Source organism: Halorubellus sp. JP-L1 (assembly GCF_011440375.1).
GTDB lineage: Archaea > Halobacteriota > Halobacteria > Halobacteriales > Natrialbaceae > Halorubellus.
Map to the genome: position 1 here is coordinate 94,815 of NZ_JAAOIR010000002.1, position 16,622 is coordinate 111,436.

The window sequence follows — 16,622 nt, forward strand, 5'->3', positions numbered from 1 at the left end:
ACCATGGTAACCGTTGGCACAGCATTAAGCAGTCGGATGAGTGAAACGACTCTTTCACCGAACGCGACCTTCGAGCGAGGACAGGACCGCCGCGGCGGGGACTCTCCACCCGCGAGCGACCCAACCCTTATCTCTCGAACCGGAGAACGCTACCCCATGACCGACCCCAGCATCGAAGTCGACGCCGGTCCGCACGCGCCCAACCAGACCTACCACTACTTCCGCGACGACGACACCGAAGAACTCCTCCAGACGCGCTTCGCCAGCCAGCTCCCCGTCCCCGAGGTCGGCGAAGTCGTCGAGTTCGGGAGCCTCCCCATCGACCGCTCCGACGGCGACGCCGAAGCACGCGGCGACCTCGACGTCGACGACCAGGCCTACGTCGTCCGCGAACGCTCCTACCAGTACGTCACGCCCGAGTTCCCCGCCGACGACCCCGCGAGCGACCAGGAGATCACCATCCTCGGCGTCAACCTCTACGTCGAACCGTACGACGACGCAGACGACGGCGAGGACCGTGACGGCGACGTCGACGTCGCGGACGACTGACCAAAGCCGCTCCGACGCCCGACCGGTCCGCCCCGACGGTCCTCCGACCGTCCCCTGCCACCGAACCTTTACGACTCCGTCCGCATTGGTTCTAGTCGATGGCCCCGACCGGGTCGCTCGACGTCCTCCTCGACCACGCGCAGGACAAGATCGTGCTGGTCGACGAGGACGGCGTCGTCACGTACGCCAACGACGCGGTCAGACGCATCCTCGGCTACGAACCCGAGGACGTCGTCGGGACGAACGCGTTCGACTACATGCACCCGGAGGACGTCGACGAGGTCCGCGAGGGGTTCCGGCGGCTCGTCGACGCGGACGACCCCGCCGAGACCACGGCGACGTACCGGTTCGCGGCCGCGGACGGCTCGTGGGTCGCGCTCGAATCCCGGATGTCGAACTGCCGCGACGGCGACCTCGACGGGTACGTCGTGAGCTCGCGGGACGTCACCGACCGCATCGCCGCGGAACGCGACCAGCGCGAGACCAGCGCGCGCCTCCAGGAGCTCGCCGCCACCACGAGCGACGTCCTCTGGATGTTCAACGCCGACTGGAGCGAACTCCTCTTCGTCAATCCCGCGTACGAGGACGTCTACGGCGGCGACGTCGACGAGCTCCGCGCGAACCCCGGGTCGTTCCTCGACACCATCCACCCCGAGGACGTCCCGCGCGTCGAGGACGCGATGACGCGTCTCTCCGCCGGCGAATCCATGAACATGGAGTACCGCGTGAACGAGCACGAGTCGTACACCGTCTGGGTGTGGGTGCAGGCCGAACCCATCCTCGAGGACGGCGACGTCGTCCGCATCACGGGCTTCTCGCGCGACGTCACCGACCGCCGGCGGCGCGAACGCCAACTGTACGTCATGGATACGCTCCTCCGGCACAACCTCCGGAACGACCTCACCGTCGTCCTCGGCGAAGCCGACCGCATCGCGAGCGAGCACCCCGCCGCGACCGACCGCACCGACGTCATCCGAGCGACCGCGAATGACCTCCTCGAGAGCGCCGAGAAGGGTCGGCGGATCGTCGAACGCATGGACGCCGACACCACCAAGCACCCCGTGGACGTCGCCGCGCTCGTCGAGCGTTGCGCTGCCGACGTCGCCGACCGCCACCCCGACGCAACCGTCCACTTCGACGCCCCCGGGACCGCCACCGCGCGCTGTATCGACGGCATCGACGTCGCCGTCACCGAACTCCTCGAGAACGCCATCCAGCACAACGACGACCCCCACCCAGTCGTCGACGTCGCCGTCACCGAGCGCGCTGACGACGTCACCGTCACCGTCACCGACGACGCCACCCCCATCCCCGACGTCGAAGCGAACGTCCTCACCGGCCACCACGACATGACCGACGTCTACCACTCCAGCGGCCTCGGCCTCTGGCTCGTCTACTGGCTCGTCGAGCTATCGAACGGGAGCATCACTGTCGACTCAGGAGAGACTGGGAATCGTATTCAGGTTACGTTCGATCAAGTCAGCAAGTAAACCTTTGACGTGAAAGGCACTGTCTAGTTGAGCGATTTTGAGAAGCGAGGAAGTGATAGCGAGAGGTATACATGCAACTCGCAGACCTCCTCAGCGAAACGTTGGACGAGAGCCAATAAGACGTTTGGGAGAACGAGCGCACGCCGACTCCCGTCCGGCGGTTCGGGGTGCGTCTCCATGGGCCAGGGCTGTCGATCAGGGAGACGGTTGCCATCCTGGAATTACTGGAGGTCCAACGCTCTCATGACGCGGTCTGGCAGTAGGTACACCGGCTGGCCGACAGCGAGCCACAGCCGCCGACGGCGACGCCGTCGCGTGTCACCGTCGACGAGACCGCTATCCAAATCGGCACCGAATGGTACTAGCTGTCTGCGGCGATCGACCTTGATTCGCTGTATCTGCTGGATGTCGATGTATTCAGTCGTCACGGCACCGATCCAGAAGCGGGTTTCTGCAAAAACAATGGTTTCACACGTTCAAAATGCGGACTGCCTGCTTCCACACGAGTTGGGTTGGCAGTCTGCCGGCCGTCGCCGAATGGTGCCAGCAGTTCAAACGCTATTACAACTAGCATCGCCCAAATCAAGCGCTCGACGGCAACACGCCAGCCGAGGTGTGAACTATATAGTACCCCTAATACTATCCTATTTATCTACTGTAAGACTAATACTTTTCGCTCTTCTTGAAGGCTCCTGACTAACCTTGTAGAGCAACAAGTTTTTGATTCTATCGGCTCTTTTTGTATTTCACCGATGGAATTCGGCAGTACGCTCCAACGTCAAATTGTAAGTATCAGCGATTCTAATCCGGAATTTGAAGCTAGCAGAATTGCTGATAAAGCCGATTGTTCTATCTCATATGTTTACGATATCCAAAACAAGTATCAAGACTTAATTGAAGAGGCTGATTCTATTGGTCCCAACCGAATTGGATTGTCTCTACATCACCCAAACAAACTATTCATAAGCGAGGATTTGTCTGAAGATCTAGAACTCAATCTTGAAGAGACTCAAGTCACAGAATTCCAAATGGAAAATGGTGGTACTGAATCAGCTATACACTACGCGAAGACTTTAATGAAGTCCGACTTTGAAGCCGAAACTGAGCTTAGGGAACTTGCTTCTGTGTTTGCGCAGCTCGGCAGTGTAGACGGTTATGAAATTGGTACTAATAGCCTCCAGGCCTATTTTTCTGCTGACAAGAATAAATCAGCATTTGATAAGGAACATTTTGAACAGTATCTCGAAGATATTCGTGAAGAGTATCTCTCGAGACTGGAAAAAGCAGATGCTATTCTCGGAGCTGAGATCGCTGAACATGTTTTTGACTTATCGGTTGATGGTGAAAGCATCAACACTGAACGATACTTGCTGTCGTCGAATACTGCAGAAGAGTTTCTGTCTGCTGATTCATTCTGGATCCGTGAACTTTCTTCATATGATGGTTCGATTGAATCGGACTCGGAAATGTATGCCACGATGTGTCGTTCTCTAACGAATCATAGAGGCAACGAAATTGATGAAATAAAAGAACAAATATCTAATACTCAGTACTTCGCTCATGGTAGAAGATATCATCTGGGATACCAAACAGGCGTCGAATTAACGGCAGTAACTTCGACGGATTCCCATCTAATAGAGGTCGATCCCGATGAGATTGAATTCTTAACGGTAAAAACTACAATAGCAAAATCACAGGAAAACATTTCCATTGAAGAACTGTATGAGGTTTTGGATGGATTTACAGCTATTTCAGAATCCACGGGTGAAGAATATACCGCATATGTGACTAAACATGACTCTGCAGAACAAATTAATCTCCATTTAGCACCTGTGACTGTTGATATTTCTCTGGGGGAAAATGGGGTTTTCATCAATTACCCAGATACCCAGATGGGCGCTGATTTGAAGGAGGGAATATTTGAAGACATCAATCAAGAATTCGACTTAACCGAAGTGGACACGACACAATTAGAAATCGAACCCCGGAGTATTCATGGTGATTGGGTCTTTGACACTAATTCTATCTACCATAATATGGGTGAGATCCCATCTAGTAATCTGCTCAACACTATCCTCCCCAATCCTTTCTTTTTTGGACAGACTGTAAGAATCCCGTGGACGGTAATTTATGAAATTAATAAGCATAAGGACTCGGGTGGCCCATCGTCTACAGTTCAAGATCAAGGTCTCGTTAATCTGGAGACGCTCTCACTATTACAGGAACATGGATTTCTTGAATTTGAAGTAGAAAATATACCAAACTCTATAGATAGCCAAATAAAAGAATCAGATGTTGCGGATATGCATATCTTACAATTTGTTCAAGAGTGTGATGGTACTCTTGTGAGTGGTGATAAACGGCTTAGGAAACTGGCTGAACTGGCAGGAGTGCGTATCTTAGAGATTGAAAACCACTCTGCTGCTTCGCAAGTTCCAGACAAAATGGAGGAGATCTCGGATAGTGTTTTCTCTGAATTGGGGGAACACGGTTCAACCAAGCAAGAAATTCTCTCTATCGTAGAGTCAGCAATCCAATCTAAGGATCAGCAATCAACAATCTCTGTAAAAGATGAACAACTTGAAGACCCAGAAGCCTACCTCACGAGACTACTAGATAAGAAAGAACTCCTCCCAGTCCCTGCTTCGAATGATGAACTAACTTATAAACAATGTGGCGAGGTAGATGTAGTGGTCACGCCCAGTGCAGCGAAACAGATTAGCGATAATATCGTAAACGAGGGTGGTGATAAATACCTGCCAGAGAAAATTATCCATTCGATTGTTAAGAAAGTCGGAGACACCAATTATGACTTAGCGCATCTAAATTTTCACGCTCCTTTATCTTACGTAATTGCGTTTCAATCGACTAGTATGGGTGGACTTAGTACTGAAGCTCGACAATTCTATAGATTGGGGAACTTAGAAAATGCTAGCTATACTACAGTTGAGGTAGAAGACAGCACTACGAGAGATGAAGAAATACACGACGCAGTTCTCGTTGCAAGAGAAAAAGAATACCCGGTTCTATGTACCGGTTTAGACCATACTCTTCAGCGAGTTGGTGGCCTACTGAATGTAAACGTTTGCGAATACGATAATTAAAGAATCTCAGCTACCGTTTTTATTGGTGAAGTTCCATTCCCTTTCTTCAAAATCTGGTGGGAGGGGGTCGAGCTCTGGATTGCTCCGACTTTTTGCTTCCATATCTGTGATTATAGTCGCGTATTTCATAAATCCCTTGGCTCACAACCAAAATCGATAATCGATAGGATTGAACGATGATTCTAAAAATTCTTGCTGGAATGAGCTGGGATTTCTGCATTTTTGCTTCTGACATCGAGTCACTTATGTTCTCCTCACTTGGTGCAGCTAAATATGGCTCAATCGCATTGTTGGCGCTCCATCCGCCGAGTGCCATGACGATCCGTGGACTGAGGTTCTTCTGGATGAGGAGGTAGTTCGCTCAGCAGCGGCGGAAATCATGCGTACTCACTCGTCGGTAGTCCTTGTTGCCGGTCTCGCTGACCGCGCCCTCGGCGGCCTGTTCGATCCAGTACTGGACGATTTGCTTGTCCTTGTCGACAAGTGGGTCATCGTCCACGTTGTGCTGTTGGCAGTAGCGGCTCACCAGTGCCTTCAGCTCGCGTGGGAGCTACGTCTCGCGGTGTTTCCCGCTGTGGTACTCGCCCGTAGTGTCCTTCTCAGCGATGACCTCCAATATCACGAAAATGGACGTCACAGTATCCAATTACTCATTCCGGAAGAAGTGGGCTGGGCCAGATTTGAACTGGCGTCACAGGCTCCCAGGGCCCGAAGTATACCAGGCTAACCCACCAGCCCTCGCTCTGTGGTTGGGTGGGTTTGGTGGTAAGGGTTTCGTTCGTGGGTTCACGCGGGTGGGGTGAGGCCCCAGAGGTGGTAGATGCCGAGTGTCGTCACAACGGCGAAGATGGCTTGGAGTGGGGTGCCGACGCGGAGGTAGTCGGTGAATTTGTAGCCGCCGGGGCCGTACACGAAGAGGTTGGTCTGGTAGCCGACGGGCGTCATGAACGCGGTGGAGGCGGCGAACGTGACGGCGAGGATGAACGGGAACGCCCAGGCGTCGAGGGCGATGGCGGTTTCGGCGGCGACGGGGATCATGAGGACGACGCTGGCGTTGTTGGAGATGACGTTGGTGAGGGCTGCGGTGACGACGTAGAACGCGCCGAGGAGCGCGATGGGTGGGATGAGGGTGGCGGATTGGACGAGGGTGTCGGCGACGAGGGCGGCGCTCCCGCTGGATTCCATGGCGATGCCGAGGGGGATGACGCCGGCGAGGAGGACGATGACGTCCCACTGGACGGCGTCGTAGACTTCGCCGGGTTCGAGGCAACCTGTGAGGATCATGGCGAGTGCGCCGGCGAGGGCGCTGACGACGATGGGGAGGACGCCGGCGGCGGCGAACCCGACGACGCCGGCGACGATGGCGAGCGCGACCGGGATCCGAGCGGTCCGCCAGTCCTTGCGTTCGATCTCCTGGGCGACGATGAAGTCGCGGTTGGCGTCCATCCGTTCGATGGTCTCGGGCGTGCCCTGGACGAGGAGGGTGTCGCCGACGCGGAGGCGGACGTGGTCCATGCGGTTCCGGAAGAGTTCGTCGCCGCGGCGCAAGGCGAGGACGGTGGCGTCGTACCGCTGCCGGAAGCGGATGGAGGCGAGTGATTCGTTGACGAGCGCGCTCCCGGGCGCGATGACGACCTCGACGAGGTTCTCGCGTTCGTTCGCGATCTCGAGTTCGTCGTCGTCGACGACGACGTCGGGGACGAGGTCGAGGCCGTCGGCGTCCACGAGTTCGACGAGGGTGTCGCGGTCGGTGCGGACGGCGAACACGTCGCCCGCCTGGATGGTCTTCGGGCCGAGGGGTTCGAGGAACGTCTCGCCGTTCCGGATGAGTTGGACGAGGTCGACGTCGAAGTCCGTCTCGACGAGGGCGTCGTGGACGGTCTGGCCGACGATCGGGGAGTCCTCGCGGACCTCGACTTCGGTGAGGTAGTCCGCGAGCTGGAACTCTTCGGTGAGGTCGGCTTTCGGTGGGATGCGTTCGGGGAGGAGGCGAGTGCCGACGGTGTAGAAGTACGCGAAGCCGACGACGGTGACGATCGCGCCGAGGGCGGTGAACTCGAACATCGAGAAGCCGCCTTCGAGCCCGGCGAACACGGGGTCGTCGGGGACGTAGAGGGTGGCGGCGATCTCGCTGGCGAGGATGTTCGTGCTGGTCCCGATGAGTGTGAGGGTGCCGCCGAACATGGACGCGTAACTGAGGGGGATGAGGAGTTTGCTCGGGGAGGTATTGCCCTTGTGTGCGAGGTCGGTGACCATCGGGAGGAGGATGGCGACGGCGGCGGTGTTGTTGATGAAGCCGCTGATGGGGGCGACGACGCCCATGGTGACCCCGAGCTGGCGGTTCTCGTCGTCGCGCGTGAACGCGGCCATCTTCCGCCCGAGGATGGCGACGATCCCGGTGCGTTGGACGCCGTCGGAGAGGATGAACATCGCGAGGACGGTGATCGTGGCGGTGCTCGCGAATCCGCTGATGCCTTCCTGTGGCGTGACGAGGACGACGGGGTCGGCGAGGAGGCCGAGGGTCGCGAGGTACTGGCTGCCTTCGGAGACGACGAGGAGGGCGACGAGGACGCCGAGGGCGGTGACGTCGACGGGGACGACTTCGGTCGCGAAGAGGACGAGCGCCGCCGCGATGACGAGGGAGACGACGGCGATCTCGGGCGTGAGGGCGACCACGAGCGTCTCGAGGGGTGTCGACGCCTAAAACCTAGGGACGCCGACGGGGACGAGAGCGGATTCGACCGGGTGCGGGACGTCGCTCGGGTGGCTTTCGGGCGAGAAGCGATGTCGCTCGGATCGATCTCAGTCGGGGAGGGCGTCGGCGATGTCGTCGTCACTGGCTTCGCTCGTGGCCTCGCGCTCGTGACCGGTGCCGTCGTCGCCGACGGCGTCGGCGACGTCGGCGTCGCTCGCGCGGTCGCTCCCGCTGGGGACGAGCGCGTCGAGTTCGACCTCTTCGTGCGTGGTCTCGTCGAACAGTTGTTCGAACGTGAGGCGGGTGCGTTGGGGGACGCGGTCGGGGTCGACGTGGACGTGCGTGGTCGCGCCGACGGCCGCGAGGCGGTTCGTGAGGACGTGGAAGAACTGGAAGACGTCTTCGTCGTCGTTGGCGGCGAGGAGGTCGCCGAGGCCGTCGATGCAGACGCCGATCTGGTGGCCCTGGTCGTGCCAGGCTTGACAGAACTCGCTGATGCGCTGGCCGAGTCCGCGGAGGTCGGCGGTGCTGGTGACGTGGGCTTCGGCGAGCGGGTCGGTGTAGTCGGGGTCGCCGGCGTGGGCGCCGACGGTGTTGCCGACGACGACGACGCCGCGTTTCGCGGGCTGGCGGCCCATGCCGAGGGCGGTGAAGCCGACGCGCTCGGTGGGGTCGGCGGGGAACGTGACGAACAGTTCGGCGCGGTCGCTCGCTGGGGCGACGTTCATGAGGCCGTCGCAGTGTTCGCCGTCCTCGTCGTCGTGGGTCTCGTCGACGAGCAGGACGGCCTTCTCGGGTACGGTACGTTCTGTCATGGTGGCCCCTGGGTGACCGGTTGGTATCGATACACGTGCGAGGAAAGTAAAGGCCTTCCGGCCTCGAGCAACCCTATGCGGCAATTTCCGTTGGTTATCGGCGTGTTCGAGGGTTCGTGAATCCGGCCGGTCGGCGATAGCGACCGCGGATCGAGTCGGGTCGCGTCGAGTTCGCCTAGAGGCGGTCGGCGAGAGTCTGCTCGATGTCGTCGTCGGTCGCCTCCGTGACGTCGTCCGGGCGATCGTACGTGCCGCCGACGATCGAGTACGACGCCTCCTCGCTCCAGCCCTCGGCGAGCGCGGCGATGTCGTCGTCGGTCGCCTCAACGTAGTCGACGTCCATCGTCTCCGCCTGCGTCTCCCGGCCGACGGTCTCGTCGAAGATCGACTGGAAAGTCGCGACCGTCTGGTCGTCGTGCTCGCTCGGATCCAGGTGGAAGTGCGCGACCGCGTCCACGGACTCCAGTCGCTTCGTGAGAACGTGACAGAACTGAAAGACGACCTCGGGCGAGGTGTACTCGAGCAGCGCGGTGAGGGAGTCGAAGCAGACGACGATGTCGTAATCTTCGCCGTCCCAGCGCTGGCAGAACTCGCTGACGCTCGTCCCGAGCCGCTGGAGGTTCGTCGGGTCCGCGATGGCGTCCTGCGCGACCGCACCCGTGAACTCCGGGCCGCTACTCGCTGGGGCGGCCCCCGACCGCATCGTGTCGTCCACGGAGATCAGGCCCTTCGTCGCGGGCTGGGTGCGGCCGTGGTCGCCGAACCCGCGTTGCTCGGCGGACGCGTCGGGATAGGACACCGTCAGCTCCGCACGCCGGCCCGGATCGCCGCGGTCCAGGCAGCCCGTGCACGTCCGTGCGTCGTCCGTCGTGACGAGCACGTTGCAACTGTCGTCGTCGATCTCGATTTCGTTCATGATGCGGCCCCCCAGACTGCGTTGATACGAGAATCGAGATGCGCTGACTTGATACTACTGGCCAGTAACACGTCTCGACGAAGATTCCCGAAGCTCGAACCGACGGTCCGTTCAGTTCCCAATGTCCGCTGGGGGTTTCAGAGTTCGGCGTCGGCGAGTTCGATGTCCGCGACGATCTCGTAGGGGTGTGCGTCCTTCCGGACGCCGTCGAGGATCGTGAACGCGTCCCCCGGCGACAGGAAGTGCGTGCAGATCACGCGCCCGATCGCCGTCGGCGAGAACCCCTCGACGAACTCGTACTCCAGCAGCTTCCCGAGCGCGTGCTTCGTCGGGATGTCCCCGAGCATGCGGTCGTTCAGCTTCTTCGCGTCCCGGCCGCCGACGGTGACGTTCGCGAGCGTCTCCTCGATCGCGCCGTCCTCGTCGTACGTCGTCAGGACGTCCTCCATCTCGCCCTTGAGGAGCTTGAACGCGACCTCGTCCTCCGTCATCTCCATCGAGTTGTGGTACGATGTATCCGGCTCCACGAGCACGTACACCTTCCCGCGGTCGTGGTAGTCCGGTCGGCCCGCGCGCCCGAGCATCTGCTCGAACTCCTGCACCGACAGCCACTCGATCCCCATCGCGAGCGTGTCGAAGATCACCTGGTTCGCGGGGAAGTCCACGCCCGCCGCGAGCGCCGCGGTCGTCACGACCGCCGCGAGGTCCTGGTTCCCGAACTTCCGCTCGACGGTCTTCCGTCGCCCGTAGTCCAGCCCGGCGTGATAGGGCGCCGACGAGTACTCGAGTTTCCGGCTGATCTCGTGACAGCGCCGCCGCGAGTTCGTGAAGATGATCGTCTGCCCGCGATAGCCCTTCGAGGACTCGCGGTCGAACTCGCGCTTTACGAGCCGGTTCTCGATCCGCGGCTTCTCCTTCCCGCTCGCGAACGTCACGTGGCGCTCGATCGGGACCGGTCGCTCCTCGAACTCGACGAGGTTCGCGCGCAGCCCCGTCGCGAGCTCGCGGGGGTTCCCGACGGTCGCGGACAGGTACACCCACTGCGCGCCCCCGTACGACGACCGCTCCCGAGCGCGGTTCTCGCAGTAGTACTTCAGCCGCGAGATGAGGCCGTCGAGGCGATGCCCGCGCTCCTCCTCCTTGAGGGTGTGGACCTCGTCGATGACGACCGTCCCGATGTCCCCGAGGTCCTTCCCCGTCCGTAGTGCGTGGTCGATGCCCTCGTACGTGCCGACGATGACGTCCGCGCCCGGATCGAATCGGTTCCCGTCGTCGTTGATCCGGCTCGCGCCGACGCGGATGGAGACGTCCACCATGTCACCGTAGCGGTCCTCGAAGTCCTCGTGCTTCTGGTTCGCGAGCGCGACCAGCGGCACGAGGAACAGCATCTTCCCCTTCCCGTTCAGCGCCCGGTCCAGTCCCGTCAGTTCGCCGACGAGCGTCTTCCCGGTCGCGGTCGCACTCACGACGAGCTGGTCCGTCCCCTCGAACAGTCCGCTCTCGACCGCGAGGCTCTGCACGGGCAGGAGCGTGTCGAACCGCCCCTCGAGGTGGTTCTGGATGCCCGGGTGGAGGTCGAGGGTGTCGACGCCGACGAGGTCGATGTCGTCGGTCGTCGCGGATATCTCGTCGAACTTCGTCAGGTCCGGGTCGAGCTCGCCCTCCAGGAGGTTCTTGATGCGCCCGAGGTCCCGGACGTCGACCATGAGGTCCTCGAGGCGGTCCTTCGCGTCGCGCGTGAACTCGCCGTGGAACGCCAGCTCCTGCTCGAGTTCCGCGCGAGCGCAGTCCGGACAGATCTCGTCCCGCCCGGCCTTGATCGCGGTGTCGCTCGTGATCGGCGAGTACCGGCCGTCGGTCGCGCAGTACCGGCACGTCCGGACGACCTTCGCGGAGAGCTGGTAGCCGTCCAGGAGCTCGCGGAGCTCGTCGCGCGCTCGCTGACTGGTCTGCTCGCTGATGCGGATGCGGTCGGCGCGACGCGCCAGGTCCACGAACTCGTCGGGCGACCGCGGCTCCTCGCTGGACCCGTCGACGACCCGGAACTTCCCGGGCCGCGGCCCGGCGTTGGTCTCCTTCGGGTCGAGCTTCCCGCGGAGCGCGCGCTCTCCACCGGACTGGACGACGACGTCGTACCGGTCGCCGCGCTCGTGGAGGAACAGCGTGTCGACCCGCTGGACCTGCTTTGACACGCCCGAGTGTACTGGACCGGGGTATTTCAGGCTCTCGGAGTCGCGCTAGCGCCCGCCACGACCGCGCTCCCTCGACCGGTCACTGCAACCGGGTAGCGGAACACAAGACGTTTACCGAACTTGTTGGAACGATGGCGTACGAACGATGCCGCCCTCCAGAAGAGCGCTCCTCCGCGCCACGGGCGCCCTCGCTGTCGGTACCGCGACCGCCAGCGCCGGCTGCCTGACGTTCGGTTCGTCCAGGGGGTTCGTCCTCCACACCGACGACGTCGACGGCGGACTCGCCAGTCCGTTCCTCGTCGACGACCCGACGGCGGTCCGCGCGGAGACGCGCATCGACTACGATACCGAGACGAAGCGCGAGTGGGTCGGGGAGCTGTTCGAGACCGGGAGCGTCACCGCGGTCCAGTGGCCGCTCGTCGAACCGGACGCGTGGGGCGACGACGTCCGGCCACGACCAACCTACCTCCATCGCGACGACGCGTACCACGAGGTGACCACGGAGTCGACGCGCGACGTCGAGCGCGACCGCTGGCTGTTCGCGGTCGAGCGCACCGACGAGGACCCGCCGAGCGACGCCACCGTCGGCCGCGACCCCTTCGATTCGCTGTCCGACCGCGACCGCGAGGTGCTCCAGGCCGCACTCGACGCCGTCTACGCCGGCAACGACGGGTTCCTCGGCGAACCCGACATCGACGGGCTCCGCCCGGTCGAGTACCACCGGGACGTGTCCGTCGAGGAGAGCGACCTCGTCCCCGAGCCGCCGTTCGAGTACGTCGAGTACTCGGAGGACACCTACCGCGTCGTCACCGAGCAGCGGACGGTGACGGTCCCCGAGCGCACGTTCGCCGTCGAGCGCGTCGCGTCGACGCGCGACGAACTCGAATCGTACGTCCACGACACCGTCCCCGACGCGCGATTCGAGGACCCGTCCGACGCCGCGCGCGAGGTGCTCGACGCGGCCGTCGACGACGAGGAGCACCAGCGGTACGAGGAGGAGCCGCCGCTCTCCGAGGGGCTCTCGACGGTCGTCGACGCACTCGGCATCGGCGACGACCTCCGCCCGTTCGAGGCGTACGAGGAGCGCGTCGACTTCCGGTTCGCCGTCGCGTCCTACGACGGCGACTGGTACCTGTTCAACCTCTACGTCGACCCCTGAGTCGAGACTGGCGCGACCTGCGCGAGCGCGGCGAACGACGACCACGACTGCGCACGGTCGTCCGCCACCGCGCCCGGACTCCGCGAGCGCGCTAGTCGACGAGTTCGATGGTGTCGTCGCCGTTCGGGACCACGCAGACGAACGCCCCCTGCTCGTCGCTCGCGTTCCGATACCAGTGCTCGGTGCCCGCCGGAATCAGGAGCGAATCCCCAGCCGACACCGCGTACTCTTCGCTCCCGATGCCGACCACGTACTCGCCCTCGAGCACGTACTGCTCGTGCTCGACCGCGTTCGTGTGCCTGGGGACCTCGCTGCCGGGCGCGAGCGTGAACCGCCGCATCGCGAAGTTCGGTGCTCCGTCCGAGTCGTCCACGAGCACGCCCTTCTCCAGGCCGTCGGCCGCGTCCACGGGCTCGTAGGTCACGTCCTCGGCGCGTCGAACTACCGGCGTCGCCGCCGTCGGCTCCGCCGCTGCTGCGTCTTCGGTCATGCGAGACGGTACGCCGCGACCGCACTTCAAACCGCCCGGCGCGTGCACGCGCGACGACCGAACGCTCGGGACGGCGTCCGAACGCTCGGGACGGCGTCCGAACGCCCGAGACGGCGTCCCGCCGTCGGACGCACCGTCGACCACCGATTCGAGACGATTCCACCGCTTCGACCACCGATTTAAGGCGATTCCACCGCTACGTCCTCGTATGCGCAGTTACCGCATCGGGTCGCTGTTCGGTATCCCGATACAGTTGGACGTGACCTTCCTCCTCGTCCTCCCGCTGTTCGCGTACCTCATCGCGGGCCAGGTCGGGGAGACCGTGGGACTCGTCAACCAGCTCCCGCGGGTCGCCATCGACCCAGGCGCGCTCGAGACCCAGAACGTCCGCTGGATCGTCGGAACGGCGGCAGCCGTCGGCCTGTTCGCGAGCGTCGTCCTCCACGAACTCGGGCACTCGCTGACCGCGATGCGGTTCGGGTACACGATCGACTCGATCACGCTCTGGATCTTCGGCGGTATCGCAGCGCTCTCGGAGATGCCCGAGGACTGGAAGCAAGAGCTCGCGGTCGCCATCGCCGGCCCCATCGTCTCGCTCGGGCTCGGCGCGCTCGCGTACGTCGCCGTCGCGTTCGTCGTCCCGCAGTCGCTCGCTGCGGTCGCGTTCGTCGTCGCGTACCTCGCCGTCATGAACGTCGCCCTCGCGGTGTTCAACATGCTGCCGGGGTTCCCGATGGACGGCGGGCGCGTCCTCCGCGCACTTCTCGCCCGCACCCGGCCGTACGCGAAGGCCACCCAGATCGCCGCGACCGTCGGCAAGGGGTTCGCGGTCCTGCTCGGCCTGTTCGGCCTCCTCACGACGCAGTGGCTCATGATCGGGATCGCGTTCTTCATCTACGTCGGCGCGAGCGGCGAGAGCCAGCAGGTCGTCATGAAGGAGGTGTTCGACGGCGTCACCGTCGCGGACGTCATGACGCCCCGCGACCGCCTGCACACCGTCACGCCCGAGACGAGCGTCGCCGACCTCGTCGAACGCATGTTCCGGGAGCGACACACGGGCTACCCGGTCCTCGACGACGGCCACCTCGCCGGGATCGTCACGCTCGCCGACGCGAAGGACGTCCAGCCCGTCGAACGCGACGCGTACACCGTCGCGGACGTCATGTCGACCGACCTGAAAACGATCGAATCCAGGGCCGCCGCGATGGACGCCCTCCAGCAGATCCAGGGCGACGACGTCGGCCGGCTCCTCGTCGTCGACGGCGACGACCTCGTCGGACTCGTCTCGCGGACCGACCTCGTCACCGCGTTCAACGTCATCCAGGAGAGCGGGCGGCTCGCGAGCGGCAGTACCGAACCGGCGAACGACCCCGAGCGAGGCCTCGTCTAAGCGAGGCCTCGTCCGAGCGCGGCGTCGTCCGAGCGCGTCGATTGTCGAGGCGCTCCGGCCGTCACCGGCCGCCGGGCGACGCGTCCGTTCGACCGTCGAACGCGCGCCGATTGCCGGGGTCGCGTCGTCAGCGCTCGCACTCCGGCGGCGGCACCTCGAGGTCGGCGTCTCCGTCACCGAACCGGTCGACGGAGAAGTGCGCGACTGCGGCGAGTGCCGCCGCGAGAACCGTTATCGCGAGCGTCGCCACGCCGGTGTCGGGTAGCAGGCCGACGGCGACGAGACCCGCGGTCGCGACCGCGCCGGCCACGCCCCCGATGGCGTACGCCGCCCACGGCGCCGCGTCGTCCTCGCGCGAGATCGCGTGGTACGCGTCCACGACGGCGTCGTCGCGGAGCGACACTTCGCCGCCGCGGTCGTCGTACGCGACGATCCCTGCGTCGTCGAGCTTCGGCAGATGGAACTGGTGCAGGGAGTTCCGGACGCTCTTTCGCTCCCGGTAGTCCAGTTCCGTCGGCGCGACGCCGTGCTCCCAGCCCGCGACGTGCTCGGAGAGCGTCGACAGCGACACGGGCTCTCCGGGCTGCTGGGCGAGGTGGTGCAGGACGAAGCGCCGTCGCTGGTTCGCGAGCAGCTCGAACAGTTCGTCGTCGCTCGGTCCCTCGGGTGTCTCGTCTTCGGTTCCGTCCACGTCCGTCTGCCGTGCGTCAGACGCCGTGGTGGAGTCGACTCCCCCCGTCTTCGGTTGTGCTTTACTCATCGTGTCCCCCCGGACGAGTATAGAAACCACGACCCACGCCCTTAGTTGTGCTACTTTATCATGCAAGTTGCATATGTCATGACTCGCATACTACTCAGATACAGTCGCTTGACGACGCGTAAACGACGATTTTGGTCCGATTCCCGACTTCGAAACCGGTCCTCGTTCCGGTGAACGACCGGAACCGCCACGCACTCGCGGCGCACGGCGCTTCCCGCAACGTGCACTCTCGTCGGATTGGAAGGAGGTGCCTGTGGTTTCGAGAGCCGTCATTGCGGTCGCGACCGTCGACGCGCCCGCATCCGATTGCAGTGCATAACAACGTGGAACGAACCCGTAGTCGATCGTGAACCCCCACCTATCGAGGGTGTCGACGACACCGACCGATCGGCGCCGGGGAACGCGGTCGGCCGACCGCGACGACCACGACCACGACCACGACCACGACGAACGCATCCACCTCGACGCATGAGCACGACACAGGACAGCACCACCACGACGCAGACGCCGCTCGGCGCGAGCGACGCCGACGCGCCGACACGCGACGAACTGTTCCACGTCCTCCGGAACCGCCGCCGTCGGTACGCGATCCACCACCTCAAGCGCGCGAACGAGCCAGTCGACGTCGGCGACCTCGCGACGCAGGTCGCGGCCTGGGAGAACGACGTCCCGACGGAGGCCGTCACGTCCAAGCAACGCCGCCGCGTGTACAACGCACTCCAGCAGACGCACGTCCCCGAGCTGGACGACACCGGCCTCGTCGAGACCGAGCGCCGCGAGGTCGAACTCACCGAGCGCGCCGCGGACCTCGACGTCTACCTCGAGCTCGTCGACGGCCGGGACATCCCCTGGAGCGAGTACTACCTCGGCGTGGGCGCGCTCGGCGCGGCCGTCACGGCCGTCACCGCGCTGAACGTCGGGCCGTTCGCGGCGATTCCGGACGTCGGCGCGGCCGCGTTCCTCGCGGTCGCTATGCTCGTGTCCGCGTGCGCGAACTACTACTATCAGGGCGCGAACCGCCTCGGCGAGCGGGAGAAACCGCCGGAACTGCGGGGTGAGTGA

Annotated in this window: 13 protein-coding genes, 1 tRNA gene and 1 pseudogene; 7 read left to right on the forward strand and 8 right to left on the reverse strand. The window is 62.9% G+C overall.

The window, feature by feature from the left end; all coding sequences use genetic code 11:
• The first annotated feature begins 156 nt into the window (after positions 1 to 156).
• From G9C85_RS09130 to G9C85_RS09145, 4 genes and pseudogenes are all read left to right on the forward strand, one after another.
• On the forward strand, positions 157 to 549 hold the full coding sequence (locus G9C85_RS09130; RefSeq protein WP_166039195.1) for a hypothetical protein: 393 nt from the start codon (positions 157 to 159) through the stop codon (positions 547 to 549).
• Between the two features lie 98 nt (positions 550 to 647).
• Positions 648 to 2,039 (forward strand): PAS domain S-box protein, encoded by a 1,392-nt coding sequence (locus tag G9C85_RS09135; RefSeq protein WP_166039197.1) that lies wholly within the window; start codon positions 648 to 650, stop codon positions 2,037 to 2,039.
• A gap of 71 nt (positions 2,040 to 2,110) precedes the next feature.
• A pseudogene (locus tag G9C85_RS09140) lies at positions 2,111 to 2,610 on the forward strand (IS6 family transposase).
• A gap of 181 nt (positions 2,611 to 2,791) precedes the next feature.
• A complete protein-coding gene (locus G9C85_RS09145; protein ID WP_166039199.1) occupies positions 2,792 to 5,143 on the forward strand; it encodes a PIN domain-containing protein in 2,352 nt (783 codons plus the stop codon).
• A 361-nt stretch (positions 5,144 to 5,504) separates the two neighbouring features.
• On the opposite strand, the gene G9C85_RS18670 is transcribed toward G9C85_RS09145, so the two are convergent.
• From G9C85_RS18670 to G9C85_RS09170, 6 genes are all read right to left on the reverse strand, one after another.
• Positions 5,505 to 5,642 (reverse strand): hypothetical protein, encoded by a 138-nt coding sequence (locus G9C85_RS18670; RefSeq protein ID WP_205254338.1) that lies wholly within the window; start codon positions 5,640 to 5,642, stop codon positions 5,505 to 5,507.
• Positions 5,643 to 5,808: 166 nt separating this feature from the next.
• Positions 5,809 to 5,881 (reverse strand) — tRNA-Pro (locus tag G9C85_RS09150).
• 48 nt (positions 5,882 to 5,929) lie between these two features.
• On the reverse strand, positions 5,930 to 7,819 hold the full coding sequence (locus tag G9C85_RS09155; RefSeq protein ID WP_166039201.1) for an SLC13 family permease: 1,890 nt from the start codon (positions 7,817 to 7,819) through the stop codon (positions 5,930 to 5,932).
• 126 nt (positions 7,820 to 7,945) lie between these two features.
• Positions 7,946 to 8,653: a hypothetical protein gene (locus tag G9C85_RS09160; protein ID WP_166039203.1), complete on the reverse strand. Its 708-nt coding sequence runs from the start codon at positions 8,651 to 8,653 to the stop codon at positions 7,946 to 7,948.
• 175 nt (positions 8,654 to 8,828) lie between these two features.
• Positions 8,829 to 9,569 carry a hypothetical protein gene (locus tag G9C85_RS09165; protein WP_166039205.1) on the reverse strand — a complete coding sequence of 247 codons (741 nt, stop codon included), beginning with the start codon at positions 9,567 to 9,569 and terminating at the stop codon, positions 8,829 to 8,831.
• Between the two features lie 137 nt (positions 9,570 to 9,706).
• Complete coding sequence (locus G9C85_RS09170; protein ID WP_166039207.1) at positions 9,707 to 11,761, reverse strand: DEAD/DEAH box helicase; 2,055 nt, start codon at positions 11,759 to 11,761, stop codon at positions 9,707 to 9,709.
• 145 nt (positions 11,762 to 11,906) lie between these two features.
• On the opposite strand from G9C85_RS09170, the gene G9C85_RS09175 reads away from it, so the two are divergent.
• Positions 11,907 to 12,920 (forward strand): hypothetical protein, encoded by a 1,014-nt coding sequence (locus G9C85_RS09175; protein ID WP_166039209.1) that lies wholly within the window; start codon positions 11,907 to 11,909, stop codon positions 12,918 to 12,920.
• Between the two features lie 91 nt (positions 12,921 to 13,011).
• Here the strand turns inward: G9C85_RS09175 and G9C85_RS09180 are convergent, their stop codons facing one another.
• Positions 13,012 to 13,410: a cupin domain-containing protein gene (locus G9C85_RS09180; RefSeq protein WP_166039211.1), complete on the reverse strand. Its 399-nt coding sequence runs from the start codon at positions 13,408 to 13,410 to the stop codon at positions 13,012 to 13,014.
• Positions 13,411 to 13,618: 208 nt separating this feature from the next.
• Between G9C85_RS09180 and G9C85_RS09185 the strand changes: the two genes are divergently transcribed.
• Positions 13,619 to 14,800 carry a site-2 protease family protein gene (locus tag G9C85_RS09185; protein WP_166039213.1) on the forward strand — a complete coding sequence of 394 codons (1,182 nt, stop codon included), beginning with the start codon at positions 13,619 to 13,621 and terminating at the stop codon, positions 14,798 to 14,800.
• Between the two features lie 127 nt (positions 14,801 to 14,927).
• On the opposite strand, the gene G9C85_RS09190 is transcribed toward G9C85_RS09185, so the two are convergent.
• On the reverse strand, positions 14,928 to 15,560 hold the full coding sequence (locus G9C85_RS09190) for a helix-turn-helix transcriptional regulator (protein ID WP_166039215.1): 633 nt from the start codon (positions 15,558 to 15,560) through the stop codon (positions 14,928 to 14,930).
• A 468-nt stretch (positions 15,561 to 16,028) separates the two neighbouring features.
• Here G9C85_RS09190 and G9C85_RS09195 point away from each other — a divergent pair, with 468 nt between their 5' ends.
• A complete protein-coding gene (locus G9C85_RS09195; protein ID WP_166039217.1) occupies positions 16,029 to 16,622 on the forward strand; it encodes a hypothetical protein in 594 nt (197 codons plus the stop codon).

Excerpts from the sequence above, each read along its gene's own strand:
- G9C85_RS09180 (WP_166039211.1), bottom strand. The coding sequence starts at position 13,410 with ATGACCGAAGACGCAGCAGCGGCGGAGCCGACGGCGGCGACGCCGGTA.
- G9C85_RS09195 (WP_166039217.1), top strand. The coding sequence starts at position 16,029 with ATGAGCACGACACAGGACAGCACCACCACGACGCAGACGCCGCTCGGC.
- G9C85_RS09185 (WP_166039213.1), top strand. The coding sequence starts at position 13,619 with ATGCGCAGTTACCGCATCGGGTCGCTGTTCGGTATCCCGATACAGTTG.
- G9C85_RS09130 (WP_166039195.1), top strand. The coding sequence starts at position 157 with ATGACCGACCCCAGCATCGAAGTCGACGCCGGTCCGCACGCGCCCAAC.
- G9C85_RS09190 (WP_166039215.1), bottom strand. The coding sequence starts at position 15,560 with ATGAGTAAAGCACAACCGAAGACGGGGGGAGTCGACTCCACCACGGCG.
- G9C85_RS09165 (WP_166039205.1), bottom strand. The coding sequence starts at position 9,569 with ATGAACGAAATCGAGATCGACGACGACAGTTGCAACGTGCTCGTCACG.
- G9C85_RS09145 (WP_166039199.1), top strand. The coding sequence starts at position 2,792 with ATGGAATTCGGCAGTACGCTCCAACGTCAAATTGTAAGTATCAGCGAT.
- G9C85_RS09160 (WP_166039203.1), bottom strand. The coding sequence starts at position 8,653 with ATGACAGAACGTACCGTACCCGAGAAGGCCGTCCTGCTCGTCGACGAG.
- G9C85_RS09135 (WP_166039197.1), top strand. The coding sequence starts at position 648 with ATGGCCCCGACCGGGTCGCTCGACGTCCTCCTCGACCACGCGCAGGAC.
- G9C85_RS09175 (WP_166039209.1), top strand. The coding sequence starts at position 11,907 with ATGCCGCCCTCCAGAAGAGCGCTCCTCCGCGCCACGGGCGCCCTCGCT.